The organism is Streptomyces sp. NPDC006463 (assembly GCF_042870715.1).
GTDB lineage: Bacteria > Actinomycetota > Actinomycetes > Streptomycetales > Streptomycetaceae > Streptomyces.
The window spans coordinates 31,055-56,453 of the sequence record NZ_JBIAHP010000004.1; the positions used below are offsets into that span (position 1 = coordinate 31,055).

Annotated in this window: 24 protein-coding genes; 11 read left to right on the forward strand and 13 right to left on the reverse strand. The window is 72.8% G+C overall.

The genetic code is table 11. The features are described from left to right. Positions 1-27 precede the first annotated feature (27 nt). Positions 28-222 (forward strand): DUF3046 domain-containing protein, encoded by a 195-nt coding sequence (locus ACFYOB_RS09370; RefSeq protein WP_030650223.1) that lies wholly within the window; start codon positions 28-30, stop codon positions 220-222. Between the two features lie 273 nt (positions 223-495). Then, positions 496-1,584 carry an AI-2E family transporter gene (locus ACFYOB_RS09375; RefSeq protein WP_388557661.1) on the forward strand — a complete coding sequence of 363 codons (1,089 nt, stop codon included), beginning with the start codon at positions 496-498 and terminating at the stop codon, positions 1,582-1,584. Here ACFYOB_RS09375 and ACFYOB_RS09380 read toward each other — a convergent pair. Continuing rightward, on the reverse strand, positions 1,538-2,293 hold the full coding sequence (locus tag ACFYOB_RS09380) for a Clp protease N-terminal domain-containing protein (protein ID WP_388556878.1): 756 nt from the start codon (positions 2,291-2,293) through the stop codon (positions 1,538-1,540). The two genes, ACFYOB_RS09375 and ACFYOB_RS09380, sit on opposite strands and share 47 nt — an antisense overlap. A gap of 46 nt (positions 2,294-2,339) precedes the next feature. Continuing rightward, the gene (locus ACFYOB_RS09385; RefSeq protein WP_388556881.1) at positions 2,340-2,663 is read right to left on the reverse strand and encodes a hypothetical protein; all 324 of its coding nucleotides are present in this window, start codon (positions 2,661-2,663) and stop codon (positions 2,340-2,342) included. A 272-nt stretch (positions 2,664-2,935) separates the two neighbouring features. On the opposite strand from ACFYOB_RS09385, the gene recA reads away from it, so the two are divergent. From recA to ACFYOB_RS09400, 3 genes are all read left to right on the forward strand, one after another. After that, entirely contained in the window at positions 2,936-4,045 is a 1,110-nt protein-coding gene (recA, locus tag ACFYOB_RS09390; protein ID WP_388556884.1) for a recombinase RecA, read from the forward strand. A 3-nt stretch (positions 4,046-4,048) separates the two neighbouring features. After that, positions 4,049-4,612: a recombination regulator RecX gene (recX, locus tag ACFYOB_RS09395; RefSeq protein WP_388556886.1), complete on the forward strand. Its 564-nt coding sequence runs from the start codon at positions 4,049-4,051 to the stop codon at positions 4,610-4,612. A gap of 71 nt (positions 4,613-4,683) precedes the next feature. Beyond that, a complete protein-coding gene (locus ACFYOB_RS09400) occupies positions 4,684-7,236 on the forward strand; it encodes an FtsX-like permease family protein (RefSeq protein ID WP_388556889.1) in 2,553 nt (850 codons plus the stop codon). Positions 7,237-7,297: 61 nt separating this feature from the next. Here the strand turns inward: ACFYOB_RS09400 and ACFYOB_RS09405 are convergent, their stop codons facing one another. The 8 genes from ACFYOB_RS09405 to ACFYOB_RS09440 form a co-directional block, all read right to left on the reverse strand. Beyond that, positions 7,298-7,699, reverse strand: a complete 402-nt coding sequence (locus ACFYOB_RS09405; protein WP_388557664.1) for a rhodanese-like domain-containing protein — start codon at positions 7,697-7,699, stop codon at positions 7,298-7,300. Beyond that, the gene (locus tag ACFYOB_RS09410; RefSeq protein ID WP_388556892.1) at positions 7,690-8,223 is read right to left on the reverse strand and encodes a cysteine dioxygenase; all 534 of its coding nucleotides are present in this window, start codon (positions 8,221-8,223) and stop codon (positions 7,690-7,692) included. Before ACFYOB_RS09410 ends, ACFYOB_RS09405 begins: the two co-directional genes overlap by 10 nt. Before the next feature lie 79 nt (positions 8,224-8,302). After that, positions 8,303-8,389: a putative leader peptide gene (locus tag ACFYOB_RS09415; protein ID WP_311318651.1), complete on the reverse strand. Its 87-nt coding sequence runs from the start codon at positions 8,387-8,389 to the stop codon at positions 8,303-8,305. Between the two features lie 32 nt (positions 8,390-8,421). After that, a complete protein-coding gene (locus ACFYOB_RS09420; RefSeq protein ID WP_388556895.1) occupies positions 8,422-10,011 on the reverse strand; it encodes an FAD-dependent monooxygenase in 1,590 nt (529 codons plus the stop codon). 153 nt (positions 10,012-10,164) lie between these two features. Further along, positions 10,165-11,061, reverse strand: coding sequence for an amino acid ABC transporter permease (locus ACFYOB_RS09425; RefSeq protein WP_388556897.1), 897 nt, complete (start codon positions 11,059-11,061; stop codon positions 10,165-10,167). Beyond that, entirely contained in the window at positions 11,058-11,732 is a 675-nt protein-coding gene (locus tag ACFYOB_RS09430) for an amino acid ABC transporter permease (protein WP_388556900.1), read from the reverse strand. The genes ACFYOB_RS09425 and ACFYOB_RS09430 overlap by 4 nt, the downstream gene beginning before the upstream one ends. An 83-nt stretch (positions 11,733-11,815) precedes the next feature. Continuing rightward, entirely contained in the window at positions 11,816-12,667 is an 852-nt protein-coding gene (locus tag ACFYOB_RS09435) for a glutamate ABC transporter substrate-binding protein (protein WP_388556903.1), read from the reverse strand. Positions 12,668-12,786: 119 nt separating this feature from the next. Further along, positions 12,787-13,572, reverse strand: a complete 786-nt coding sequence (locus tag ACFYOB_RS09440; RefSeq protein WP_388556906.1) for an amino acid ABC transporter ATP-binding protein — start codon at positions 13,570-13,572, stop codon at positions 12,787-12,789. Positions 13,573-13,850: 278 nt separating this feature from the next. Here ACFYOB_RS09440 and ACFYOB_RS09445 point away from each other — a divergent pair, with 278 nt between their 5' ends. Beyond that, complete coding sequence (locus ACFYOB_RS09445; RefSeq protein WP_388556909.1) at positions 13,851-14,567, forward strand: response regulator transcription factor; 717 nt, start codon at positions 13,851-13,853, stop codon at positions 14,565-14,567. A gap of 12 nt (positions 14,568-14,579) precedes the next feature. Then, the gene (locus ACFYOB_RS09450; RefSeq protein WP_388556912.1) at positions 14,580-15,992 is read left to right on the forward strand and encodes an ATP-binding protein; all 1,413 of its coding nucleotides are present in this window, start codon (positions 14,580-14,582) and stop codon (positions 15,990-15,992) included. Positions 15,993-15,997: 5 nt separating this feature from the next. On the opposite strand, the gene ACFYOB_RS09455 is transcribed toward ACFYOB_RS09450, so the two are convergent. Both ACFYOB_RS09455 and ACFYOB_RS09460 read right to left on the reverse strand, forming a co-directional pair. Then, a complete protein-coding gene (locus ACFYOB_RS09455) occupies positions 15,998-18,181 on the reverse strand; it encodes an endo-beta-N-acetylglucosaminidase (RefSeq protein WP_388556915.1) in 2,184 nt (727 codons plus the stop codon). A gap of 21 nt (positions 18,182-18,202) precedes the next feature. Continuing rightward, positions 18,203-19,456: a glycosyl hydrolase gene (locus ACFYOB_RS09460; protein ID WP_388556918.1), complete on the reverse strand. Its 1,254-nt coding sequence runs from the start codon at positions 19,454-19,456 to the stop codon at positions 18,203-18,205. A gap of 285 nt (positions 19,457-19,741) precedes the next feature. Between ACFYOB_RS09460 and ACFYOB_RS09465 the strand changes: the two genes are divergently transcribed. Beyond that, the gene (locus ACFYOB_RS09465) at positions 19,742-20,833 is read left to right on the forward strand and encodes a LacI family DNA-binding transcriptional regulator (RefSeq protein ID WP_388556921.1); all 1,092 of its coding nucleotides are present in this window, start codon (positions 19,742-19,744) and stop codon (positions 20,831-20,833) included. A gap of 21 nt (positions 20,834-20,854) precedes the next feature. Continuing rightward, positions 20,855-21,880 (forward strand): ROK family protein, encoded by a 1,026-nt coding sequence (locus ACFYOB_RS09470; protein WP_388556924.1) that lies wholly within the window; start codon positions 20,855-20,857, stop codon positions 21,878-21,880. Between the two features lie 13 nt (positions 21,881-21,893). Here the strand turns inward: ACFYOB_RS09470 and ACFYOB_RS09475 are convergent, their stop codons facing one another. Continuing rightward, positions 21,894-22,889, reverse strand: a complete 996-nt coding sequence (locus tag ACFYOB_RS09475) for a TAXI family TRAP transporter solute-binding subunit (protein WP_388556927.1) — start codon at positions 22,887-22,889, stop codon at positions 21,894-21,896. 82 nt (positions 22,890-22,971) lie between these two features. Between ACFYOB_RS09475 and miaB the strand changes: the two genes are divergently transcribed. Further along, positions 22,972-24,489, forward strand: coding sequence for a tRNA (N6-isopentenyl adenosine(37)-C2)-methylthiotransferase MiaB (gene miaB, locus ACFYOB_RS09480; RefSeq protein ID WP_388556931.1), 1,518 nt, complete (start codon positions 22,972-22,974; stop codon positions 24,487-24,489). A 34-nt stretch (positions 24,490-24,523) separates the two neighbouring features. After that, complete coding sequence (locus ACFYOB_RS09485) at positions 24,524-25,231, forward strand: class III extradiol dioxygenase subunit B-like domain-containing protein (protein WP_388556933.1); 708 nt, start codon at positions 24,524-24,526, stop codon at positions 25,229-25,231. Positions 25,232-25,399: the final 168 nt, after the last annotated feature.

Here is a 25,399-nt window from a genome sequence, read left to right on the forward strand (position 1 = left end):
CACTCTCCGGGGCGGGATACTGGAGGCATGCGGTTGACGATTTTCTGGGAGCGGATGGCGGAGCACTTCGGTGCGGGCTACGCGGACTCCTTCGCGCGGGACCACGTCATGACGGAGCTCGGCGGGCGCACGGTCCACCAGGCGCTCGAAGCGGGCTGGGAGGCCAAGGACGTGTGGCGCGCGGTGTGTTCGGCGATGGACGTGCCGGCCTCGCTGAGGTGACGCCGCGCGCCGACCGGGCGCTGACGGGGCTCCGGGGCACCGCTTCGCGGTACGCGCCACCGGTGGGACAGACTTGGCGGCGTGGCAGCCAGTGATGAGATGACGACCGATGAGCCCGCAGACGCCCAGGGCGCGCCGCCGCGGCCGGCGGATCCGGCCGGGGCCACCGGCCCCGGCGGCCCCGCAGGCCCCGCCTCGTCGCCAGGCGCCGAAGGGCCCGCCGGGCCGGGGAGTCCTCCCGCCGGGACGGCCCCCGACGGGGCGGACGCGCGGATGCCGCGCTGGCTGCCGCGCGCCGTGGTCCTCGTACTCGCCCTCGTGGCCTGCTTCCAGCTCGGCAGCTGGGCCTTCCACCAGCTCATAGGGCTGCTCGTCAACATCCTGATCGCGTTCTTCCTCGCGCTCGCGATCGAACCCGCAGTGGACCGGATGGCGGCCCGCGGCATGCGCCGCGGGCTCGCCACCTTCCTGATGTTCCTCCTGGTGCTCGTGGTGACCGCGGGCTTCCTCGCGCTGCTCGGCTCGATGCTCGCCGGGCAGATCGTCGAGATGGTGGAGGGCTTCCCGGGCTACCTCGACTCGGTGATCAAATCGATCAACACCACGTTCCACACCGAGCTGTCCCGGCTGGAGATCCAGGACAGCCTGCTGCGCTCCGACTGGCTGCGCAAGTACGTGCAGAACAGCGCGACCGGCGTGCTCGACGTGTCCGCCACCGTGCTCGGCGGGCTCTTCAAGCTGCTGACGATCGGGCTCTTCTCCTTCTACTTCGCCGCCGACGGACCGCGGCTGCGGCGCGCGCTGTGCTCCGTACTGCCGCCCGCCAAGCAGGCCGAGGTGCTGCGCGCCTGGGAGATCGCGGTCGACAAGACGGGCGGCTACATCTACTCGCGCGGGCTGATGGCGCTGATCTCCGGCATCGCGCACTACATCGTGCTGGCGGTCCTCGGCGTGCCGTACGCGCCCGCGCTCGCCGTGTGGGTGGGGCTGGTCTCCCAGTTCATCCCCACCATCGGCACCTATCTCGCGGGCGCGCTGCCGGTCCTGATCGCCTTCACCGTCGATCCCTGGTACGCGCTGTACGTCCTCGGATTCGTGGTGGTCTACCAGCAGTTCGAGAACTACGTCCTGCAGCCCAAGCTGACCTCGAAGACCGTGGACATCCACCCGGCGGTCGCCTTCGGGTCGGTCATCGCGGGTACCGCCCTGCTGGGCGCGGTCGGGGCGCTCGTCGCGATCCCGGCCGTCGCCACGCTGCAGGCGTTCCTCGGCGCGTACGTGAAGCGGTACGCGCTGACGGAGGGCGCGGCCGCCGCTACTTCCCGTCCGCGGCGCCGAGTACGGCTGCCAAGGCGTCGGTGACGGTCGCCTCGGCGGCGGCCTTGTCCACGCCGAGGCCGCTGAGCAGGCCCTCGCCGTTCTCCAGCTCCAGGAGCGCGAACAGGATGTGCTCGGTGCCGACGTAGCCGTGGCCCAGGCGCAGGGCCTCGCGGAAGGTGAGCTCCAGGACCTTCTTCGCGGACGCGTCGAACGGGATGAGGTCGGGCACCTCCGCCTGGCCCGGGGGCAGTACGGCGGCCACGGCGGCGCGTACGTCGTCCGCCGCGACCCCCTGGGCGTTCACGGCGAGAGCCGCGAGGCCCTCGGGCTCGGACAGCAGGCCCAGGACGAGGTGCTCGGTGCGGATCTCGGTGCCGCCGGCGGCGCGGGCCTCGTTCTGCGCGGCCATGACGACGTTGCGGGCGCGCGGGGTGAAGCGGCCGAAGCCCTGGTTGGGGTCGAGGCCGGGGTCGCCCTCCTTGTCGGCCTTGGGGACGAAGCGCTTCTGGGCGGCCTGGCGGGTGACGCCCATGCTCCGCCCGATGTCGGTCCAGGAGGCACCGGAGCGGCGGGCCTGGTCGACGAAGTGTCCGATGAGGTGGTCCGCCACGTCACCGAGGTGCTCGGCGGCGACGACGGCGTCGCTGAGCTGCTCCAGCGTGTCGGTGTGGACCTTCTTGATGGCCTCGATCAGGTCGTCGAGGCGTACCGGATTGGTCATGCGAACGGGTTCCACTGAAGGGTTCGTCATGAGTGCAACCCTAGGTTGACAGTCGAGAGGTGTCAACCTCGGGTTGTCAGTCCTGGGTGCGTCGGGCGGCGTGGGCGGGGGGCTCCGGGGGCTCCCGAGGTGGTCGGGGTGGGCCGCAGAGAAGGCTCAGGAGGCCCGTCACCACGCCGAGGGCGGTGAACGCGAGGAAGGGGTGCAGGCCGACGCCCTCGCCGCGCGCCGAGTCCGTGACGCACGCGGCGAGGGCGGCCAGTCCGGCGGCCCGCGCCAGCGCCGCCTGGATCCTGTCGGCGCACTCGGCCCGCCTCCCCGGGCTGCGGTGCAGCAGGACGCGGACGGCGGTCGCCGTGAGCAGCGGCACCCCCGCTGCCAGGAAGATCAAGACCCACACGGCTGCTCCCGACTCCGCGCGTTCCGTGCATGCGGTGCGCCCGGTGCGCTCCGTGTCCGCGAGTATGAGGTCGGCCGGGCGGCAGCGGAACGGCCGGGACCGCGCCGCTGCGCGACCGGGTCACGCCCGGGCGTGGCGCGCTTGACAGGGAAATCGAACATCCATTCTGATGGGTTATCCACAGCCGAACCGGTCGTGGAGGCGCATTGTCAGTGGCAGGCATTAGCGTCAATGGCGTGAAGCGATCGACTCAAGCAAACCGGGTGGAACCCATGGCAGGCACCGACCGCGAGAAGGCTCTCGACGCCGCGCTCGCACAGATTGAACGGCAATTCGGCAAGGGTGCGGTCATGCGCCTCGGCGACAAGCCGAACGACCCCATCGAGGTCATCCCCACCGGGTCGACCGCGCTGGACATCGCCCTCGGCGTCGGCGGGCTGCCCCGCGGCCGCGTGATCGAGGTGTACGGGCCGGAGTCCTCCGGTAAGACGACCCTGACCCTGCACGCCGTGGCCAACGCGCAGAAGGCCGGCGGCACCGTCGCCTTCGTGGACGCCGAGCACGCGCTCGACCCCGAGTACGCGAAGGCCCTCGGCGTCGACACCGACAACCTCATCCTGTCGCAGCCGGACACCGGCGAGCAGGCGCTGGAGATCGTGGACATGCTCGTCCGCTCCGGTGCCCTCGACCTGATCGTCATCGACTCCGTGGCGGCCCTGGTGCCGCGCGCCGAGATCGAGGGTGAGATGGGCGACTCGCACGTGGGTCTCCAGGCCCGCCTGATGAGCCAGGCGCTCCGGAAGATCACCGGTGCGCTCAACCAGTCCAAGACCACCGCGATCTTCATCAACCAGCTCCGCGAGAAGATCGGTGTGATGTTCGGCTCGCCGGAGACCACCACCGGTGGCCGCGCGCTGAAGTTCTACGCCTCGGTGCGTATCGACATCCGCCGCATCGAGACCCTCAAGGACGGCACGGAAGCGGTCGGCAACCGCACCCGCTGCAAGGTGGTCAAGAACAAGGTCGCGCCGCCGTTCAAGCAGGCCGAGTTCGACATCCTCTACGGCCACGGCATCAGCCGCGAGGGCGGTCTGATCGACATGGGCGTAGAGCACGGCTTCATCCGCAAGGCCGGCGCCTGGTACACGTACGAGGGCGACCAGCTCGGCCAGGGCAAGGAGAACGCGCGGAAGTTCCTCTGCGACAACCCCGCCCTCTCCGACGAGATCGAGCGGAAGATCAAGGAGAAGCTGGGCGTCGGGATCCGCAAGGATGCCGAGACCACCGAGGGTGCTGCCACGGCCGACGCCACGGCCACCGCCGTGCCCGCCCCGGCGACGAAGGCCAAGACGACGGCCAAGGCCGCCGTGGCCAAGAGCTGACCCGTGCGGGAGCAGGATGGGGGCGGTGAGAACCGCAGCGGCCGTGAGCGCCGCCAGGAACTCCCGCCCCAGAGCCCCGAGGAGCAGGCGCGGGCGATCTGCCTGCGCCTGCTCACGGGGAGCCCGCGCACCCGGCGCCAGCTCGCGGACGCCCTGGACAAGCGGGGCATTCCCGAGGAGGTGTCGCAGCAGGTCCTCTCCCGGTACGAGGAGGTGGGCCTGATCGACGACGCCGCCTTCGCAGGGGCCTGGGTCGAGTCCCGGCACCGCGGCCGGGGCCTGGCCCGGCGGGCGCTGGCGCAGGAGCTCCGGACCAAGGGCGTACACGCCACCCTGGTGGAGGAGGCCCTGGAACAGCTCGACTCCGACCAGGAGGAACAGACCGCCCGGGAGCTCGTGGAGCGCAAGCTCCGCGCCACCCGGGGCCTGGAGCGCGACAAGCGGATCCGGCGGCTCGCCGGGATGCTCGCCCGCAAGGGGTACCCGGAGGGCATGGCCCTGCGAGTGGTCCGCCGTGCGCTGGAGGCGGAGGGCGAGGACGCCGACGATCTGGGGTACCCGGGGTAGGGCTAGCCCCCGGCCGCACATGCCGGAGTGCGCCAATGTCAGGAGGCGTGCCCGGCGGCAGAGTTGGCCGCATGATGCTGCGTTACGCCTTCCAGACCGTGAGAGACCGCAAGGCCGGTTTCCTCGGAGCCTTCGTCGCGCTGCTGTGCGCGGCCGCCCTCGTCACCGCGTGCGGGACGCTCTTGGAAACAGGACTCCGCGGCAAGATCGGCACCGAGCGCTACGCGGCCACGCCGGTCCTCGTCTCCGCCGACCAGAACGTCCACGAGACGACGGTCAAGGAGAAGAAGGGCAAGACCAAGACGAAGCACAAGGCCAAGCCCGTCGCCGAGCGGGCCTGGCTCCCCGCCGCCGCCCTGGACGCGGTACGGTCCGTGCCCGGCGTCGAGCGGGCCGTGCCCGAGCTGACCTTCCAGGCCGTCCCGCTGGTCAAGGCCGGCAGCGCGGCGAAGCCCACGTACGGGCACGCTTGGGCCTCCGCCGCCCTCACCCCGTTCACGCTCGCCGAGGGCCGCGCCCCACAGGGCGCCGACGAGGTGGTCGTCGACCGCGCGCTGGCAGCCCGCGCCGCGCTGAAGCCCGGCTCCGAACTCGCCGTGCAGTCCACCGGCGAGCCGAAGACGTACCGGGTCAGCGGGATCGCCACGACCCCTCGCGGGGACCTCGCCCAGCAGAGCGCCCTCTTCTTCGGCGAGGCCGAGGCCCAGCGGCTCGCCGCACGCGACGGCCAGGTCAGCGCGATCGGCGTACTGCCCCGGCCCGGCGTCGACGCAGGTGAACTGGCCGGCCGCATCGAGCAGGCACTGAAGGGCACCACGGCGGCCACGGCGCAGGTCGCCACCGGGGACGAGCGCGGGCCGGTGGAGTTCCTCGACGCCGCCGGGGCCCGGATCAAGCTGGTCTCCATGGGCGGTGCGATGGGCGGCACCTCGCTGCTCGTCGCGATCCTCGTGGTCGTCGGCACCTTCGCCCTCTCCGTCCAGCAGCGTCACCGTGAACTCGCCCTGCTGCGGGCGATCGCCGCCACTCCCCGGCAGCTGCGGCGCATGATCGGCCGGGAGGCGCTGCTCGTCGGCCTGGCCGCCGGTATCGCCGGGTCCTTCGCGGGACTGCCGCTCGCCGCCTGGCTGTACGGACGCTTCGTCGACAGCGGCGTCGTCCCCACGGCCCTGGAGCGCACCGCCGGAATCTTCCCGATGTTCGCCGCTGTCGGCGCCAGCCTGCTCGGCGCCTGGGCCGCCGCGCGGATCACCGGGCGGCGGATCGCCCGGATCCGCCCCGCCGAGGCGCTCGCCGAAGCCGCGCTCGAAGCGCGCTGGCCCTCCTGGATCCGCACCGCGCTCGGCATGCTGCTGCTGGCAGGCGGGGCGGTGCTGGTCGTGGTGCTCGCCTCACTGCGCACCGAGCCGGCCTCCACCCCGGTCACCTTCCTGGCCGTCGTGGTCCTGGCCGGTGCGGTCTCGCTGCTCGGCCCGCTGCTCGTACGGGGAGCCACCGCGCTGCTCGCCGGTCCGCTGCGGCTCGCCGGGGCGGGCGGCCACCTCGCCACCGCGAACCTGCGCGGCAACGCCACCCGGATGGCCTCCGCCGTCACCCCGCTCGCGCTGCTCGTCGGCATGACGTGCACCGTGCTCTTCATCACCCCCACCCTCGGCGACGCGGCGCGGGCACAGGCCCACGACGGGATCCGGGCCGGATGGGTACTGGCCGCGCAGGGACCGGGCGTCACTGCGGAGGCCGCCGACAGGATCCGCCGGACCCCCGGGGTCGAGGCGGCCACCGAGATCGTGCACACCTCCGTCCGGGTGGGGCTGGTCAAGTACGGCGCCCAGGGCGTGACCCCGGCCGGGCTGACCCGGACGTGGGACCCCCGGGTCACCGGCGGGAGCCTGGCCGGCTTCGGCGAGGGGAACGCGGCCGTGAGCGAACTCGCCGCCGACCAGCTCGGGCTGAAGCCGGGGAGCCCGCTGCGGCTGACGCTGGGCGACGGGACACCGGTCACCCTGACGGTCTCGGCCGTGTACGCGCGCGGGCTGGGCTTCGGGGACCTGACCCTGCCGCACGCGCTGGTCGCCGCGCACGTGGACAATCCGCTGGCGGGCAGCGTCCTGGTGGCGGCGGAGCCGGGAGTCGGACGGGACCAGCTGGCCGCGGCCGTACGGGGCTACCCCGGGGTGGCCGTGCTGTCCGCGCGCGACGCCGACGAGGTACGGGCGGAGCGGCAGGACGCCGGAGCGGAGATCAACCTGCTGGCGATGGGGCTCGTACTGGCCTTCACCGCCGTCGCCGTGGTGAACACCCTCGCGATGTCGACGGCCGAGCGGGTCCGGGAGTTCGCGATGCTGCGGCTGGCCGGGGCGAAGCGGCGGCAGGTGCTGCGGATGCTCCGTGCGGAGGCGGTGGCGGTCGTACTGATCGGGGTGGTGCTGGGATCGGGGATCGCGCTGGCCGTGCTGACCGCGTTCAGCGTGGGCATGACGGGGGTCGCGGCACCTGCGGTACTTCCGGTCGCCTACGCGGTGGTCGTGGGGGTGGCCGGGCTGCTGGCCCTGGCGGCCACCGCCCTCCCGGGCCGGGTCGCGCTGCGCGTCCCGCCGGTCGACGTGGCCACGGCCAAGGGCTGACCGCTGCCCGTCCCGCCCCTGCCCGTGCCCCTGCCCCGCGTGGGGCAGGGGCACGGGCGTGTCAGGAAGGAGCCGTCACCGGGAGGCCCGCCGACCTCCAGGCCTGGAAGCCGCCGGTCAGGTCCGTGGCGCGGTGCAGGCCCAGGGCGTGGAGGGAGGCCGCCGCGAGACTGGAGGCGTAACCCTCGTTGCAGATCACCACCACCTGGAGGTCGTGGCTCGTGGCCTGCGCGGCGCGGTGGCTGCCCCGGGGGTCCAGGCGCCACTCCAGTTCGTTGCGCTCGACCACCAGCGCGCCCGGGATCAGGCCGTCGCGGTCCCGCAGGGCCTGGTAGCGGATGTCCACCAGGAGCGCGTCGCCGGAGCGGAAGGCGGCGTAGGCCTCCCGCGGGCCGATGCGGGTGTACTTCGCGCGGACCCGCTCCAGCAGTTCGTCGATGCCGACCTGGGCGCTCACTGCCAGTCCGCCGGACGCTCGACGTGCTCCAGGTTGAGCACCGGTCCGCTGCGGCTGTAGCGGCGGATCAGCGGAAGCGGCGGGTAGTAGGCGTGCACGGAGATCGCGTGCTCGGCCGTGGACTCGTTCAGGACCTCGTGCACGTGGTGCTCCCCGAAGGCCCGCCCGGTGCCCGCCCCCAGGCTGCGGCTGCGGTCCAGCCCGGAGTCGAGCTCCAGCGACCGCCACCCCTCCGATGGCAGGCGTACGGCCAGCGAGTGCTCGGTGAGCCGGCCCCGGGCGGTGGCGAACGCGCCCCGCGACTCGGCGTGGTCGTGCCAGCCGGTGCCGGTCCCCGGGGGCCAGCCGATCAGCCACGCCTCGCTGCCGGACGGCCCGTCCAGCCGGATCCAGGTGCGGCCTTCCGGGTCGAGCGGCAGGGACGCGACGAGCTCGGCGTCGGCCGCGGCGCGCAGGGCGAAGTCGAGGAGTTCGGCGGCCGTGGGGCCCCCGGCCAGCACGGGCTCATGGGTGTACGCGGGTGCAGACATGAAAGTGGACCGTTCCTGGGGTTCGCGGAAGTGCGCGCAGGCCGGTGACGGCACGGGGGCGCGCAGGGGGAAAGGCGAATCAGCAGGAAGGGCGACACACGCAGCCCGCGTAGCGGAGCAGGTCCATGTGGACCCTCCGCCACAGGCGCACGTCGTTGCCGGTCATGTCCGCGAGTGAACCACGGGACCGCGGGACGGTCAATCGATCACCGCGGTCGGTGTCGCGGCGGACGAGGGCGCCGGCACCCGGGACACGGGCGCGCCCGCCCGGACCGCGTCCGCCGCCTCGTACAGCTCCGCCGGCCGTACGCCCGCGAAGGTCGCCGCCAGGTGCCCGTCCGGCCGGATCAGGAGCACGGTGTGCGCTGGGGCCCCCGGGTAGCTGTCCGCCACCAGCAGATCGGTGCGGACCGGCAGTGCGCTCACCGCCGCCGCGAGGCGGGGCATCAGCCCGGCGCCGAGCCAGTGGCGGCGGTCCCAGACCCCGGTGCCCGGCGCGACCAGGACCACCAGCAGCCGGCCCTGCCCCAGCAGGTCGCGCAGCGGCACGGTCGCCCCGTCGGGCGCGGTCACCGGTACGTTCGCCACCGCACCGCCCGGTTCCGTGGCCGTCGGGACCTCCCGTACGGCCACCGGCGGGGCGTACGCCGGCGCAGCGCCCAGCGGTCCCCGCCCCACGTGGCCGTCGGTGAGCAGGGATTCGGCGGACCGCGAGGCGCCGGGCAGGTAGGTGCGCAGGCCGCCACCGGCCCGCAGCACCGGCATCGCCTGGTCGGCCGCGCGCAGCCGGGCGGCGACCGCGGTGCGCCGCTCGTCCTCGTAGCTGTCGAGCAGTTCCTCGGAGGCTCCCTGGTGCCAGGCCAGGGACAGCTTCCACGCGAGGTTCTCGGCGTCCCGCAGCCCCTCCTCGACCCCTTGGGTGCCGAGCGCGCCCAGCAGGTGCGCGGCGTCCCCGGCGAGGAAGGCGCGGCCGTCGCGCCAGCGCCGGGCGAGGCGGTGGTGCAGGGTGTTGACCCCGGTGTCGAGGAGGTCGTATGGGGGAGTCGTGCCCCCGCACCACACCGCGAGGGTGTCGCGGATGAGGGTCACCAGCGCGTCGGGGGTGACGAGCTCCCCGCGTGCCGGGAGCAGCCAGTCGAGGCGCCACACCCCGCCGGGCAGCGGCCGGCAGGTGACCTCCTCGGGTCCGGACGGCGGGTTGCGGTGCAGCAAGGCCTCCCCGGGCCACGGGAGTTCGGTGCGCAGTGCGGCTACGGCGTACCGCTCCACGGCGGTGCGGCCGGGGAAGCGGATGCCGAGCAGTTTGCGCACGGTGGAGCGGGCGCCGTCGCAGCCGACCAGGTAACTCCCGCGCCACCACGTGGTCTCCGCGCCGCGGGTGTGCGCGGTGACCCCGCGGTCGTCCTGCTCCACGGAGTCCAGCTTGCTGTCGGTGACCAGCTGGACGAGCGGGTGCGCGGTGGCGGCGTCGCGCAGCCCACGAGTCAGGGCGTGCTGCGGCAGGTGCAGCGGGGCCGGTCCCTCGTCGAAGGTGCTGCGCTGCGCGGGGCGGCCCCGCCGCATGGTGCGCCAGGCGGCGAAGTACGCCCCCTCGTAGCGCAGGGTCGTACAGCCGAGCCGGTGCGCCATGGCCGCCGTGTCGGCGTGCAGGACGACGGTGCGGGCGGGCCGGGACTCCTCCTTGCCGGGCCCTTCGTCGAGCACGACGGAGGGCACGCCCTGGCCGGCCAGGGCGAGGGACAGCGCCAGGCCGACGGGCCCCGCGCCGACGACGATCACCGGGTCCATGATGTGGCTCCCAGTGTCCGGTATGTGATCACAGAACGTATGCAACCGACTGAAGGTGCCCGCGTCAAGTGACGCCGGTCCGGACAACGCCGTGTGGTGCGGCGGAAGAGTTCCGCCGCACCACACGTGTTACGTCAGTGTACTGACCGCGCGTCAGGGGGCCTTGCCCACGCCGGCCGCGCCGCCCGCGTCGACCTCGGCCACGTCGGCCTCGACGACGGCACCGGTGCCCTTCTTCGACTTCCGCAGCCGGCCTTCCAGCTGGGAGGCGAGACTGGTGAGGGCGAAGTTGACCACGATGTAGATCAGGGCGATCACGACGAGGGTGGCGATCGTGTTGCTGTAGTTCGCCGAGATCTGCCGGTTCGTGGCGAGCAGCTCCGCGAAGCCGAGCAGGGCGCCACCAAGCGCGGTGTCCTTGAGGATCACGACGAGCTGGCTGACCAGGGCCGGCAGCATCGCCGTGACGGCCTGCGGGATCAGCACGTAGGTCATGGTCTGGCTCTTGCGCATGCCGATCGCCTTCGCCGCGTCAGCCTGACCGCGGGGCAGGGAGAGCACACCAGCCCGGACGACCTCCGCGATGACGGCCGAGTTGTAGAGGACCAGGCCCGTGACCACGGCCCAGAACGGCCGGGTGTCGGACGGGACATCCATGAACTGCGGCGCGTACAGCGCGTTGCTGAACAGCATCAGCATCAGCACCGGGATAGCGCGGAAGAACTCCACCCACGCGCCGACCAGCGCGCGCACCCCGGCGTGGTCGGACAGTCGGCCGATGCCCAGCACCGCTCCCAGCGGGAGGGCGATCACCATGGAGAGCGCGCCCGCCTTCAGGGTCTCCATCAGGCCCGGCAGCAGGTACGTGGTCCAGATCCGGCTGTCGGTGACGAACGGCGTCCACTTGTCGGCGTCGAGCTGGCCCTTCTCGGCCATGAGGGACAGTGCCCACCACAGGACGAGCCCGAACAGCACGACGAAGATCCCGCTGTAGATCCAGTTGCGTCCCTTGGCCTTGGGGCCCGGGGCGTCGTACAGCACGGAGCTCATCGCTTCACCGCCACTCGCTTGGCCACCCAGCCCAGGAGCAGGCCGGTCGGCAGGGTCAGCAGGACGAAACCGAGGGCGAAGACCGCGAAGACGGCGAAGGTCGCCTGCGCCTCGTTCTCCAGCATTTCCTTCATCAGCAGGGCCGCCTCGGCCACGCCGATGGTTGCCGCCACCGTGGTGTTCTTGGTGAGGGCGATCAGTACGTTGGCGAGCGGTCCGATGACCGCTCGGAAGGCCTGGGGGAGCACGATCAGGGTGAGCACCTGGAAGAAGCTCAGGCCCAGCGCGCGGGCCGCCTCGGCCTGGCCGACGGGCACGGTGTTGATGCCGGAGCGCAGGGCCTCGCAGACGAAGGTTCCGGTGTATGCGATCAGTCCGAGGACCGCGAGCCGGAAGCCGGTCTCCTTGAACGTCTCGCCGCCCAGATCGATGCCGAGGGTCTGGCTGAGACCCAGCGAGCAGCCCAGGACCAGCAGGGTCAGCGGCGTGTTGCGCACGATGTTGACGTACGCGGTGCCAAAGCCCCGCAGCAGCGGGACCGGGCTGACCCGCATCCCCGCCAGGACGGTGCCCCAGATCAGGGACCCGACCGCCGAGTAGAGGGTGAGCTGAACCGTCACCCAAAAGGCTCCGAGCACGTCGTACTGCCCGGAATCAAGAAAATCGAACACGTTGCCCTGCGCTCTCCCCAGGATGGCCGGTGAGGTGCGCCGCCGCCCGCGGCAGGCGGGCGGCGACGCTTCTCACCGGTGAATCAGCTGCCTTCGGTGATCTGCGGAGCAGGCTCGTTCTTGTAGTTGGCCGGGCCGAGGTTCGCGTCCACGGCCTTCTGCCAGCTGCCGTCCTCGACCATCTTCTTGAGCGCGGCGTTGATCTTGGTCTGGAGCTCCTTGTCGCCCTTCTTCAGACCGATGCCGTAGTTCTCGTTGCTCATGGTCAGACCGACGAGCTTGAACTTGCCCTTGTTCTTCTCCTGTGCGGCGTAGCCGGCCAGGATCGAGTTGTCCGTGGTGAGGGCGTCGACCTTCTTGTTCTCCAGGCCGGTGAGGCACTCGGAGTAGCCGCCGAGCTCCAGCAGGTCGGCCTCGGGGGCCAGGGTCTTCTTGATGTTCTGCGCCGAGGTGGAGCCGGTGACCGAGCAGAGCTTCTTCTTGTTCAGGTCCTCGACCTTGGTGATGGACGAGTCGTCGGCGCGGACCAGCAGGTCCTGGTGCGCGAGGAAGTACGGGCCGGCGAAGTCGACCTTCTCCTTGCGCTTGTCGTTGATCGAGTAGGTCGCGACGATGAACTTCACGTCGCCGTTCGCGATCAGGTTCTCGCGCTCGGCACTGACGGCCTGCTTGAACTCGATCTGGTTCGGCTCGTAGCCGAGCTCCTTGGCCACGTACGTCGCGACGTCGACGTCGAAGCCGGTGAACTTGCCGTCGGGGGTCTTCAGGCCCAGACCCGGCTGGTCGTACTTGATGCCGACGACGATCTTGTCCTTCTTGGCGTCACCGGACGCCCCGCCGTCACTGGCGGCCTTGTCGCTGCCGCCACAGGCGGTCGCGGTCAGGGCAAGGGCGACGGCGACGGCCGCGGCCGCAGCGGCCTTGGAGATCTTCATGGTGAACTTCCCTCGGATGAGACGTTGTTGAACGACGAGCGACGCGTACGGGCGCATGCGCGGGCAGCCGAAGCCGGCCCGGCGGTGGTCCGTCACCGGATGACTACCAGACCGGACACTCAGTGGTGCAGGATCTTCGACAGGAAGTCCTTGGCCCGGTCGCTGCGCGGGTTGCTGAAGAACTGCTCGGGGGCGGCCTCTTCGACGATCTTTCCGTCGGCCATGAAGACGACGCGGTTGGCCGCGGAGCGGGCGAAGCCCATCTCGTGCGTGACGACCACCATCGTCATTCCCTCCCGGGCGAGCTGCTGCATGACCTCCAGCACCTCGTTGATCATTTCCGGGTCGAGCGCCGAGGTCGGCTCGTCGAAGAGCATCACCTTCGGCTCCATGGCCAGCGCACGGGCGATCGCCACGCGCTGCTGCTGGCCGCCGGAAAGCTGTGCCGGGTACTTGTCGGCCTGAGTGCCGACGCCGACCCGGTCCAGCAGGGCCACGGCCTTCTCATGGGCCGCGGCCTTGTCCGTCTTGCGGACCTTGATCTGGCCCAGCATGACGTTCTCCAGCACCGTCTTGTGCGCGAAGAGATTGAACGACTGGAACACCATGCCGACGTCGGCGCGCAGTCGGGCGAGTTCCTTGCCCTCGGAGGGCAGCTCCTTGCCGTCGAGCGTGATGGTGCCGGAGTCGATCGTCTCCAGCCGGTTAATCGTCCGGCACAGCGTGGACTTGCCCGATCCCGAAGGACCGATCACCACGACGACCTCACCGCGGGCAATGCTCAGATCGATGTCCTGAAGCACGTGCAGCGCGCCGAAGTGCTTGTTGACGTTGCTCAGTACGACCAGGTCGTCCGCGGTACCGGCCGCGTCCTGCACGTCCTTGGTCACTGATACTCCGCTCATCGGCTTCTTGCTCCGTCCTCCTCGGTTGGGAGGACAGTAGTGAGGTGACGCGCACAACGTCATCACATCTGAGGGAATATTGAGCATAACGATCCGGCCTCGCCCGGATACGCTCCGTGCGCGTCTTCGGCGTGGCCACCGGTGTGGTCGTACCGGGTGCATAACGGAAGGCGCGCCGGACCGGAACCCCCTTGACGTGGGCGTCCGCATCGGCGGGAATGCAGGGTGGCCCTGCAACGTACGGAATCCGAAGACCGAGAGAAGGAGAGGGGGACGACATGAGACTGCTGCTCGTCGAGGACGACGACCACGTCGCCGCCGCCCTGTCCGCGATCCTCGCCCGGCACGGCTTCCAGGTCACCCACGCCCGCAACGGCGAGGAGGCCCTCCAGGCCCTGCTGCCCGCCGGAGCCCAGCCCGCCGCCCATCCCTACGGGGTGATCCTGCTCGACCTCGGCCTGCCCGACCAGGACGGCTACGAGGTGTGCGGCAAGATCCGCAAGCGCACCGCCACGCCCGTCATCATGGTGACCGCGCGGGCCGACGTGCGCTCCCGCATCCACGGCCTGAACATGGGCGCCGACGACTACGTGACCAAGCCCTACGACACCGGCGAACTCCTCGCCCGCATCCACGCCGTCGCCCGGCGCACCGGCGCCTCCGAGGAGGCCGCCGCCACCGGGACGGGCGCCCCCGCCGTCGTCCGGATGGGCCCCGTCAGCATCGAGCTGCCCACCCGCCGGGTCAGCGTCGACGGCGTCGACGTACCGCTCACCCGCAAGGAGTTCGACCTGCTGGCGCTGCTCGCGCAGCGGCCCGGTGTCGTCTTCCGCCGCGAGCAGATCATCAGCGAGGTGTGGCGCACCAGCTGGGAGGGGACCGGGCGGACCCTGGAGGTCCACGTCGCCTCGCTGCGCTCCAAGCTGCGCATGCCCGCCCTCATCGAGACCGTCCGCGGGGTGGGCTACCGGCTCGTCGCCCCGGCCGCGCCCTAGCGGGGTCCTGTCGTGCGCGCCAGGCTCCTCCCGCTGCTCGTCGTCCTGATGGCGGGCACCCTCCTCGCGCTGGGCTTCCCGCTCGCCGTGAGCCTGGCCGCCGGGCAGCAGCAGCGGGTCGTCGTCGACCGCATCGACGACAGTGCCCGCTTCGCCGCCCTGGCCCAGTTCGTCATCGACGCCGAAGGCGCCGGATCCAACGGCTCCGACGAGCGCCACGCGATCCTCCAGCTCGAACTGGCCCGCTACCAGGAGCTGTACGGCGTGCGCGTCGGCATCTTCCGCCGCGACGACAACGCCATCGCCCGGTCCCCCAGTTGGTGGGAGCTCCCCGAAACCGGCGAGGGCCGCCGCGCCTTCCAGGAGGCGCTCGCCGGGCGGCGCAGCCACGATCCCCCGCAGGTGTGGCCCTGGCAGACCCACGGCAAGCTGATCGTCGCCTCCCCGGTGGTCCTCGACGGGGACGTGGTCGCCGTCGTCGCCACCGAATCACCCACCGACCTCATGCGGGGCCGGATCCTCAGGGGCTGGCTGCTCATCGCGAGCGGGCTCGCCGCCGCCATGCTGGTCGCCTTCGGCGCCGCCCTGCGGCTCACCAGCTGGGTCCTCAAGCCCGTGCGGACCCTCGACGCCGCCGCCCACGGGATCGCCACCGGCCGGATGAACTCGCGGGTCGCGGCCGCCGGCGGACCGCCGGAACTCCAACGCCTGGCCGCTTCGTTCAACGAGATGGCCGACAACGTCGAAGAGGTACTGGAACAGCAGCGCGCGTTCGTCGCGGACGCCTCCCACCAGCTGCGCAACCCGCTCGCGGCGCTGCTCCTGCGGATCGAGCTGCTCGCCCTCGAACTCCCCGAGGGCAACGAGGAGATCGCTTCCGTGCGCGCCGAGGGCAAGCGCCTGACGCAGGTCCTCGACGACCTGCTGGACCTGGCGCTGGCCGAGCACGCCTCCGCCGAGATCAGCCTCACCGACATCGGGGCACTGGCCGCCGAGCGGGTCGCCGCCTGGCGTCCGTACGCCGAGGAGAAGGGCGTACGGCTCACGGAGACGGGCCGGTCCGCCGTCACCGGCTGGGCCGACCCCATCGCCCTGTCCAGCGCGCTCGACGCCGTCATCGACAACGCCCTGAAGTTCACCCCCGCGGGTGCGGACGTCGAGGTTTCCGTCGAGGCCGCCGGACGTACCGTCCGTGTGGTCGTCGCCGACCGCGGTCCCGGCCTCAACGAGGACGAGCTGCTCCGCGTCGGCGACCGGTTCTGGCGCAGCGGCCGCCACCAGAACATCAAGGGCTCCGGGCTCGGCCTGTCGATCTCCCGCGCCCTGCTCGCCGCGGGCGGCGGGTCGCTCACTTACGAGACGAACCCGCCGCACGGGCTGCGGGTGACGGTGGCCGTGCCGCGCACCGACCCCCACACCTCCTGACGCCGCTACCAGGCGAGGGCCGTACGGGCCGGGGCGGAGACCGCGTACAGCTCGTTCACGGCCCGGACCTCGAAGGCGGCCGCCCGCTCCCGGCCGGAGCGGCGCACGGAGGCCACGTAGAGGGCGGCGCCGCAGGTGCCGCCGAGGAAGCGGCGGCTGCCGCCGGGCAGGACCCGGGACACCTCGTAGTGCCGGACCGGCCCGGCCGCCCGGCGCCACGACAGGCGCAGCCAGGCCCGGTCCTCCCGGCGGGCCGAGGCGTCCACGGTCAGGGCGGCGGGAGACGCCGGGCGCCGGTCGGCGGCGGCCTCACGTAGCGACAGGGCCCCGAGCCGCCACACCACGGGTCTCTTCCCGAGCCCGGTGATCCGTACGGCCAGTCCGTACGCCGTCTTCCCGGCCAGGGCCGCGAGCCCGACCCGCGACCGGCGCCAGGCCTGCCCCGTGCCGCGGGAGTCCGCGCGGATCCAGGTGTACGGGACCGGTTCGCCCGAAGTGGCCGGCTCGCGGGTGGCAACGCCGACCTCCACCGCGACCGGGCCCGACTCGGCGGCGTGCACCAGCTCCAGGACGGTGGAGCGGGTGAGGGGGAGCCGGGTGGCGTGCAGCCCCACCGCTGCCGGGGCGGTCAGGGTGCCCGCGACCAGCAGGCTGGAGCCGCCGCGCCAGGCACGCGCGAAGTCCAGGGTCACGGCGGGCCGCTCCCCGGCGGTGTCCACGACCCAGCGGCGGCCCGGGAGCCGGTCCTGGAGCCCGAGGTGGTTCCAGGGGGTGTCGGAGACCGCCGCGCCGTCCTCGTACCAGCGCTCCCCGTGCCCGGTGTTGAAGGCGCAGGCGAAGGGCAGCGAGGTGACCGTGGACCGGTCGGCGACGGCCGTGGCGGGTGCCCGCCAGCCCGATTCGGGCGCCGGCCGGGCGGGGTCCAGGGACTCGCCCGTCCAGAACCGGTCGTCGGCCCGGTGGAAGGCGCCGGGGGAGCGGTCGGTGAGGTGGTTGCGGGTCCACTCGGGCCGGTAGAAGCCGTAGCTGACGACGTGGTCGCCCCCGCGCGGGATGATCGCGTCCCAGCGGACGGCGGAATTCCAGCCGTTGGCCTCCGTGTCCACGGCGGCCCACAGTTCGTGGCGGGAGCGGCCCAGGCGCTGCGCGAGCGCGCCGGATTCGGCCAGGCTCTGCGGCGTCCAGCGGAAGTCCACGAACATCGTGTCCGCGACCTTCCCGGCGCGGCCCTCGAAGAACTCCTGGTTGAGTTCGTTGAGGGCGCCCTGCCAGCCGACCCGGCCGGTCGTGTCCATCGCGTCGTACCAGGTGATCCGCAGACCGTGCGGCTCGCCCGCCGCTCGCAGGGCCCGCAGGAACTCCCGCATCCTGGAGGCGAGTTCGCTGTCACCGCCGTCGGTCTCGGCGTTGACGAACCAGCCGTCGAAGCCGTACGCGGTCGCCACCCGCACCAGCTGCTCCGCGATGGGGAAGCGGCCCAGGGAGTCCCGCTGGACCAGGTCGCGGGTCCACTGGAGGTCCCCGCCGTAAGCCGCGGGCGGCAGGAACACATTGCCCAGGACGCGGACCCCGTTGCGGTGGGCGGCGTCGATCACGGGCGCGTTCGGCGCGAGCACGATGCCCTCGCCGGAGGAGCCGCCCCAGAAGACCAGCTCGTCGATGTACGCCCAGTGCGTGAGCGCGTAGTAGTCGGCGGTGGCCGAGCCCTGGGACGGGTTTTGCGCGGTGGGCCCGAAGGAGACGAGAGAGGCGATCCGGGCCTGGCCGGCCCGGGCGCCCGGGTGCGGCGGGACCGGCGTGAAGCGCGGCGCGAGCGGCACGGTCGCGGTGTTGTGGGCGAGATCGGGGTCGCTCTCGGGAGTCCACCGCTTGAGCGAGCGCCACACGATCCCGGGGCCGGGGACGCCCTTGGGGAGCGAGTCGGGGAACCAGTACGAGGCGTACGGGGTCAGGTCGGCCGGGTCCGGCGGGTCCGGCGGGGCCGACGGGGCCGGGGTGGCGGGGGCGGTCGGCCCGGCCCAGGCGGCGGACGCCGGGGCCGGGGCGCCCAGCAGCGCGGCCGCCCCGGCCCCGGCGGCCAGTACCGCGCGCCGGGTCGGCGGCCGTACGGAGGCGGGCCCGGGCGGGTGCACGGGCGCGGGTGTGGGCACGTGCGTACGAGGGTCGACTCCGTCGTCGGTCTCGGACATGCGGGCTCCTCCGGATAGGCGTCAGGTCAGGTCGGGGACGCGCAGTACCTCGGTGATGCCGCGCGCGGAAAGGTGCGCGGGGTCCTCGGCGAGCTCGGCCAGCACGACGGCGGGCCGCACTCCGTCCGCGGTGAGTGCCGCCCAGGCCTCGAAGAACGCGCCGCCGGGAGCGCAGACCGAACGCCGTGGCGCCGCCTCCGCCCCGCCGACGTCGACCACCAGCGCGGTGGACCGTACGGCCGGGCGGTGCTCGCGGCCCCGCCACGCTTCGGTGATACGCGCGATGGCGGCGCCGGCCGGCTTGGTCCGGCGGTCGTTGGTGAGCAGGCCGAGGCCGTACTCCAGCTCCGGGAAGTCCGCGAGCCCGCGCGACACGTCGTGCGAGCACCACCAGGTCACGCCCCACAGGTCCGGGCAGTCCAGCGCGTTCGCCACGGTGGCCTCGGTGAACCGGGCCGCGCGCTCCGGCCCGATCAGCGGCGCGGGCGCGCCGACCTCCTGGAGCCACACCGGCCGGTGCGGGTCCCGGGCCCAGGCCTTCGACAGCTCGATCAGGTACGCGGCGTGGTGTTCGGTAGCCGTCCCCGCCGGGCCATGGCGCTGCGCGGTGCCGTTGAACACCCAGGAGTGCACGGCGGTTGCCGCGCCCAGCCGCGCGGCCTGGGCGACGGTGAAGGGGTGCCCGTCCTGGTACCAGGCGGCGTCGTACTCGGCGTGCACGTGGAACCGGCCGGGCGCCCCCTCCTCGCAGGCGGCGAGCATCCGCTCCAGCCAGTGGCCCGCCTGCTCCCGGGTGATCTCGTCGGGGTCCGGGTGGGGGGCGCCGGCGAACTGGTTGATCTCGTTGCCCACCGTCATGCCCAGGAAGTTCGGCCGGTCAGCCAGGGCGCCGGCCAGCGTGCGCAGGTACTCCTCCTGGGCGGCGACCACGTCGGGGTCGGTGAACATGTTGCGCCGGTGCCAGGTCCGGGTCCAGGCGGGCAGGAAGTCGAAACTCGACAAGTGACCTTGCAGGCCGTCCACGTCGACGTCGAGCCCGCGCTCGGCGGCCGCGTCGGCGAGCTCGACGAGCTGCTCGACCGCGCGCGGCCGGATCAGCGTCCGGTTCGGTTGGAACAGCGGCCACAGCGGGAACACGCGGATGTGGTCCAGCCCGAGCGCGGCGATCGAGTCGAGGTCGGCCCTGACCTCGTCGAGGTCGAAGTCCAGCCAGTGGTGGAACCAGCCGCGGGACGGCGTGTAGTTGGCACCGAATCGGAGCGCGTGTTCGTGCACAAGGCGTCCTGGAGTTCTGGGGAATTCACCGGGTGGGCCACAACCTGCCGGTGCGGATGAGGAAAGTCAACAGGGCCTCCCGGCCGCCTACTTATGCGCTTCAGCCCTGTTGGCACAAGGGTTCTGTCCATCTTGGCCTGGCGAAACTAATGCGCTTTAGTTGTGAACGGCCGCAAGGCGGTGTGTGGAAATGGACAGCGATATTTCGGTCACGGCGTCCCGCCGGGGCGAGATCGCGTACGGTCTGGCCATCGCAGTCCGCGTCACCGGAGGATGAGGCAGGCCATGGCCCGTAGACCCACGATCAAGGACATCGCCCGCCAGGCCGGGGTGTCGGAAAGTGCCGTGTCGTTCGCGCTCAACGACCGGCCGGGGGTCTCCCAGGACACCCGCGCCCGGATCCGCCGCGTCGCCGAGGAGCTCGGCTGGCAGGCCAACAGCGCCGCGCGCGCCCTGTCCGGCGAGCGCTCCGGGGCCGTCGGACTCGTGCTGGCCCGGCCCGCCCACACACTCGGCGTCGAGTCCTTCTTCCTCCAGCTCGTCTCCGGGATACAGGAGGTCCTCTCCGCAGCCCGGACCGCCCTGCTGTTCCAGGTCGTCGAGGACATCGACGCCGAATGCGCCGTCTACCGCCGCTGGTGGGCCGAGCGGCGGGTCGACGGAGTCCTCGTCGTCGACCCGCGCACGACGGACCCGCGGCCGGATCTCCTAGGACAGCTGGCCCTGCCGGCCGTCATGGTGGGCGAGGCACCTTCCCCCGGTCCTTCCCAGGCCCCTTCCCACGGCCACGCCCACGGTCACTCCCACCCCGCGGGCACGCTCTCCTCGGTCCGGGCCGACGACGCCGGAGCCATGGCCCAGGTCCTGGACCACCTCCACGGGCTGGGCCACCGCCGGATCGCGCACATCGCCGGGCTCCCCGGCCTCGCCCACACGGCCCGCCGGATCGAGTCGCTGCGGACCGAGGCCGCGCGGCGGGGCCTGGGACCCGACCGGGTGCGTTCCGTGGTCACCGACTACTCCGATGCCGAGGGCGCGGCGGCCACCCGCCGGGTCCTGGCCGAGCCCGAGCCCCCCACCGCGCTCGTCTACGACAACGACGTGATGGCCGTCGCCGGGATCGCGGTCGCCGCCGAACTGGCCATCCCCGTACCGGGCAGGCTCTCGGTCGTGGCCTGGGACGACTCCGCGCTCTGCCGGGTCACCCACCCCCGGCTCACCGCCCTCGTGCGGGACACCGCGGGCTTCGGCCGACTTGCCGCCGAGGAGCTCCTCGCCGTGCTCGACGGAAGGCCGGCCGGGGTGCGCCAGAGCGAGCAGCCGCGCCTGGAGCCGCGCGAGAGTACGGCCGCAGCCGCGGCGCATACTGATTCCTGACCCCTTCCTGGAGCCGCCACCGTGACCACGCCCACCACCACCCCCTGCCCCACACCGCGAGCCGGAGCCGCGGCGGACGGGCTGACGGTGGCGATCGACATCGGCGGAACGAAGATCGCCGGGGCGCTGGTCCACCCCGACGGCACGATGTCGGCAACGACGCGGCGCCCGACCCCGCGCGGCGCGGACAGGGACGCGGACGCCGTCATGGCGGCGGTGACCGAGGTCGTCGCCGAGCTGTCCCGCTCGCCGCTGTGGTCGTCGGCGGTCCGCTGCGGGATCGGCAGCGCGGGCCCGGTGGACGCCTCCCGGGGCACGGTCAGCCCGGTCAACATCGGGGCGTGGCGGGAGTTCCCGGTCCAGGCCCGGGTCGAGGCGGAGCTCGCGGCGCACGGGGCACGAGGAGCCGACGGGGCGGCGGTGCCGACCGTACTGGCCGGTGACGGCGTGGCGATGACCGCGGCGGAACACTGGCTGGGCGCGGCCCAGGGGCACGCGAACGCGCTCTGCATGGTGGTCTCCACGGGCGTCGGCGGCGGCCTCATCCTGAACAACAAGCTCCACCCCGGCCCCACCGGCAACGCCGGTCACATCGGCCACATCAGCGTCGCCTTCGACGGGGAGCCCTGTGCCTGCGGCGGCCACGGCTGCGTCGAGTCGATCGCCTCCGGCACCGCCATCGCCCGCTGGGCCCTGACTCAGGGCTGGACCCCCGCGGAGCCCGGCGGCGACGCGACGGCGGCAGGCGTGGCCGCGGCCGCCGAGGCTGGCGACCCGGTCGCCCTGGCCGCCTTCGACCGCGCGGGCCGCGCCCTGGCGGCGGCCATCGGGGCCACCGCGACCCTGGTCGAGACGGACATCGCGGTCATCGGGGGCGGCGTCGCCGCCTCCGGCGACATCCTCTTCGCCCCGATCCGCCGGCACCTCGCCGCCTACGCCACGCTGTCCTTCGTGCGCGACGTGCGGGTGGTCCCGGCGAGCCTGGGCACGCACGCGGGCCTGATCGGCGCCGCCGCCGCGGCGACGATGCTCCTGCCGTCCCCGTGACGGCCGGGGCGGCTCAGGGCTTGACCGAGCGGTAGTACCGCATCGCGCCCTCGTGCAGGTCGAGGGGAGCGGTGTAGATGGCCGTCCGGAGGTCCACGAGCTGCGCCGCGTGCACCTTTTGCCCGATCCTGTCGCGGCTGAGGATCACCGTGCGCGTGAACCGCTCCGTCAGCTGGGGGTCCGTCCGCGCCGTGGTCACCAGCAGGTTCGGCACCGCCAGGGTCGCCACCGCGCTGGTGTTGCGCGCACGCGCGTACGCGTCCTGCGGCATCACCGCCGCCCGGTAGTACCGCGCCGGGCTCCCGCTCGCCTGCAGCGGCTCCACCAGGTCGCCGAGCTGCACGAGCCGGATGTCGAACCGTTCCGACAGCTCGCGCACCGCGTTCGTGGGGAGCCCGCCGGACCAGAAGAACGCGTCGATCCGGCCGGCCTCCAGCTCGGCGGGCATGGTGTCGATGCCGATGGACACCGGAGTGATGTCCTTGGCCGAATCCAGCCCGGCCGCCGTCAGCAGCCGGTCGGAGATGAGCCGCACCCCGGATCCCGGCTGGCCTATCGCGACCCGCTTGCCGCGCAGCTCCCGCGTCGACTGCACCGGCGAGCCGGCGGGCACGACCAGCTGCACGTAGTCGTCGTAGAGCCGCGCGCACCCGCGCAGATCGTCCGAACCGGGCTTCATCTCCTGCTGGTACTTGGCGACCGCGTCGGCCGTCGCCACCGTGAAGTCGGCCTCCCCGGAGGCCACCCGCTGGAGGTTCTGCTGCGAGCCCTCGCTGGTCTCCAGCCGTACCTTCACCCCGGGCATGTCCAGCCTCAGCCGCTGTTCCAGCAGCTGTCCGTACAGGTGGTAGACCCCGTTTTTGACACCCGTGCTGAAGGTCAGCTCACCCTTGAGCTCCGGCTCACCGAACGGTTTCAGCCACCAGAGCAGGACGCCGAGCACGGCGAGTACGGCCACCAGGGCCCGCAGGGCTTGGCGCCTGCTGATCCGGGGCGGTACGAGAGGCATGGGCGCGATCCTGCCACCCGACCGCCGTCCTGTCACGAGGACGCCGACCGGAGCGCTCCCGGGTACCGCCTACCCTTGTTGCATGACCAGCAGCAGCGACCGGAGCACGGCAGTGGACGTCAAGGGAACATACGAGGTGCGCACCTACGGGTGCCAGATGAACGTGCACGACTCCGAGCGGCTGGCCGGTCTGCTGGAGGGCGCGGGCTACACGCGTGCGCCCGAAGGCTCCGACGGGGACGCAGACGTGGTGGTGTTCAACACATGCGCCGTCCGCGAGAACGCCGACAACAAGCTGTACGGCAACCTCGGCCGGCTCGCCCCGATGAAGACCAAGCGCCCCGGCATGCAGATCGCCGTCGGCGGCTGCCTCGCGCAGAAGGACCGCGACACGATCGTCAAGCGGGCCCCCTGGGTCGACGTCGTCTTCGGCACGCACAACATCGGCAAGCTCCCCGTGCTGCTGGAGCGCGCCCGTATCCAGGAGGAGGCGCAGGTCGAGATCGCCGAGTCGCTGGAGGCGTTCCCCTCGACGCTGCCGACCCGCCGCGAGTCCGCGTACGCCGCCTGGGTCTCGATCTCCGTCGGCTGCAACAACACCTGCACCTTCTGCATCGTCCCGGCGCTGCGCGGCAAGGAGGAGGACCGCCGTCCCGGCGACATCCTCGCCGAGGTGGAGGCCCTGGTCGCCGAGGGCGTCTCGGAGATCACCCTGCTCGGCCAGAACGTGAACGCGTACGGCTCGGACCTCGGCGACCGCGAGGCGTTCAGCAAGCTGCTGCGCGCCTGCGGGCAGATCGAGGGCCTGGAGCGGGTCCGCTTCACCTCCCCGCACCCCCGCGACTTCACGGACGACGTGATCGCGGCGATGGCCGAGACCCCGAACGTGATGCCGCAGCTCCACATGCCGCTGCAGTCCGGCTCGGACCCGATCCTCAAGGCGATGCGCCGGTCGTACCGGCAGGAGCGATTCCTCGGCATCATCGAGAAGGTCCGCGCCGCGATCCCGCACGCCGCGATCTCCACCGACATCATCGTGGGCTTCCCCGGTGAGACGGAGGAGGACTTCCAGCAGACGATGCACACCGTGCGCGAGGCCCGCTTCGCGAGCGCCTTCACCTTCCAGTACTCCAAGCGGCCCGGCACCCCCGCGGCCGACATGGACGGGCAGATCCCCAAGGAGGTCGTCCAGGACCGCTACATGCGCCTGGTGGCCCTCCAGGAGGAGATCTCCTGGGAGGAGAACAAGAAGCAGGTCGGCCGCACCCTGGAGGTCATGGTCGCGGAGGGCGAGGGCCGCAAGGACGGCGCCACCCACCGCCTCTCGGGCCGCGCCCCCGACAACCGCCTGGTCCACTTCACGAAGCCGGACTCGGACGTCCGCCCGGGTGACGTGGTCACCGTGGACATCACCTACGCGGCCCCCCACCACCTGCTCGCCGAGGGCCCCACGCGGACCGTACGCCGCACCCGCGCCGGCGACGCCTGGGCGAAGCGCAACGCCGCCCCGGCCCAGCCGGCGGGCGTCATGCTCGGCATCCCGACCCTGGGCGTCCCGGCCCCCCTGCCGGCGCCGACCTCGGGCTGCGCGATCGACTGACCCGGCACCGGCGCGGGCGGCTAGGCTGCGGATCATGCTCGTAGCCGCTGCCGTCTGTCCCGCCCCGCCGCTGCTCGTGCCGGAGGTCGCCGCCGGGGCCGCCGCCGAACTCGGCGACGCCCGTACCGCCTGCTCCGACGCGCTCGCCGTGCTCGCCGCCTCCCGGCCCGACCTCCTGGTCGTGGTCGGGGCCGCCGACCACGACCACCGCGGGCCCTACCCGCAGGGCGCCCGCGGCACCTTCCACGGATTCGGCGTCGAGGCCCACGTACAGCTCGGGGAGGGCGAGGAGGGGCCGCGCATGCTGCCCCCGTCGCTCACCGTGGGCGCCTGGCTGTTGCGCCGTGCGCGCTGGGGCGCCGCCCCCGTCGAGGGGTTCGGGGTCGGGGAGCCGCTGGAGACCGACCGGTGCCTCGAAGCCGGCCGGGAGCTCGCCGCGCGCGACGCCCGGGTGGCACTGCTGGTCATGGGCGACGGCAGCGCCTGCCGGACCCTCAAGGCGCCCGGCTACCTCGACGAGCGCGCCGCCGCCTTCGACGCGGCCGCCGCCCGCGCGCTGGGCACGGCCGACGTCGCCGCGCTCGCCGCACTCGACGCGCGGCTCGCGGCCGAGCTCCAGGCCGCCGGCCGGGCCCCCTGGCAGGTGCTGGCGGGTGCCGCCGAGGGCGCGGGCCTCGACGGGCGGCTGCTGTACGAGGACGCCCCGTACGGCGTGGGCTATTTCGTCGCCGCCTGGTCGTAGGGGCCTCCCGGGGCCGCGAAAGGCCTCACCCGGCCGGGGAAACCCGCAGACGCGACGAAGGGGCGGGGGGGGCGGGCCCCCCGCGGCCCCCCCCCCCCCCCGGGCCGCCGGGGGGCCCCCCGGGGGGGGGGGGGGGGGCCCCCCGGGGGGGGGGGGTGGGGGGCTTGT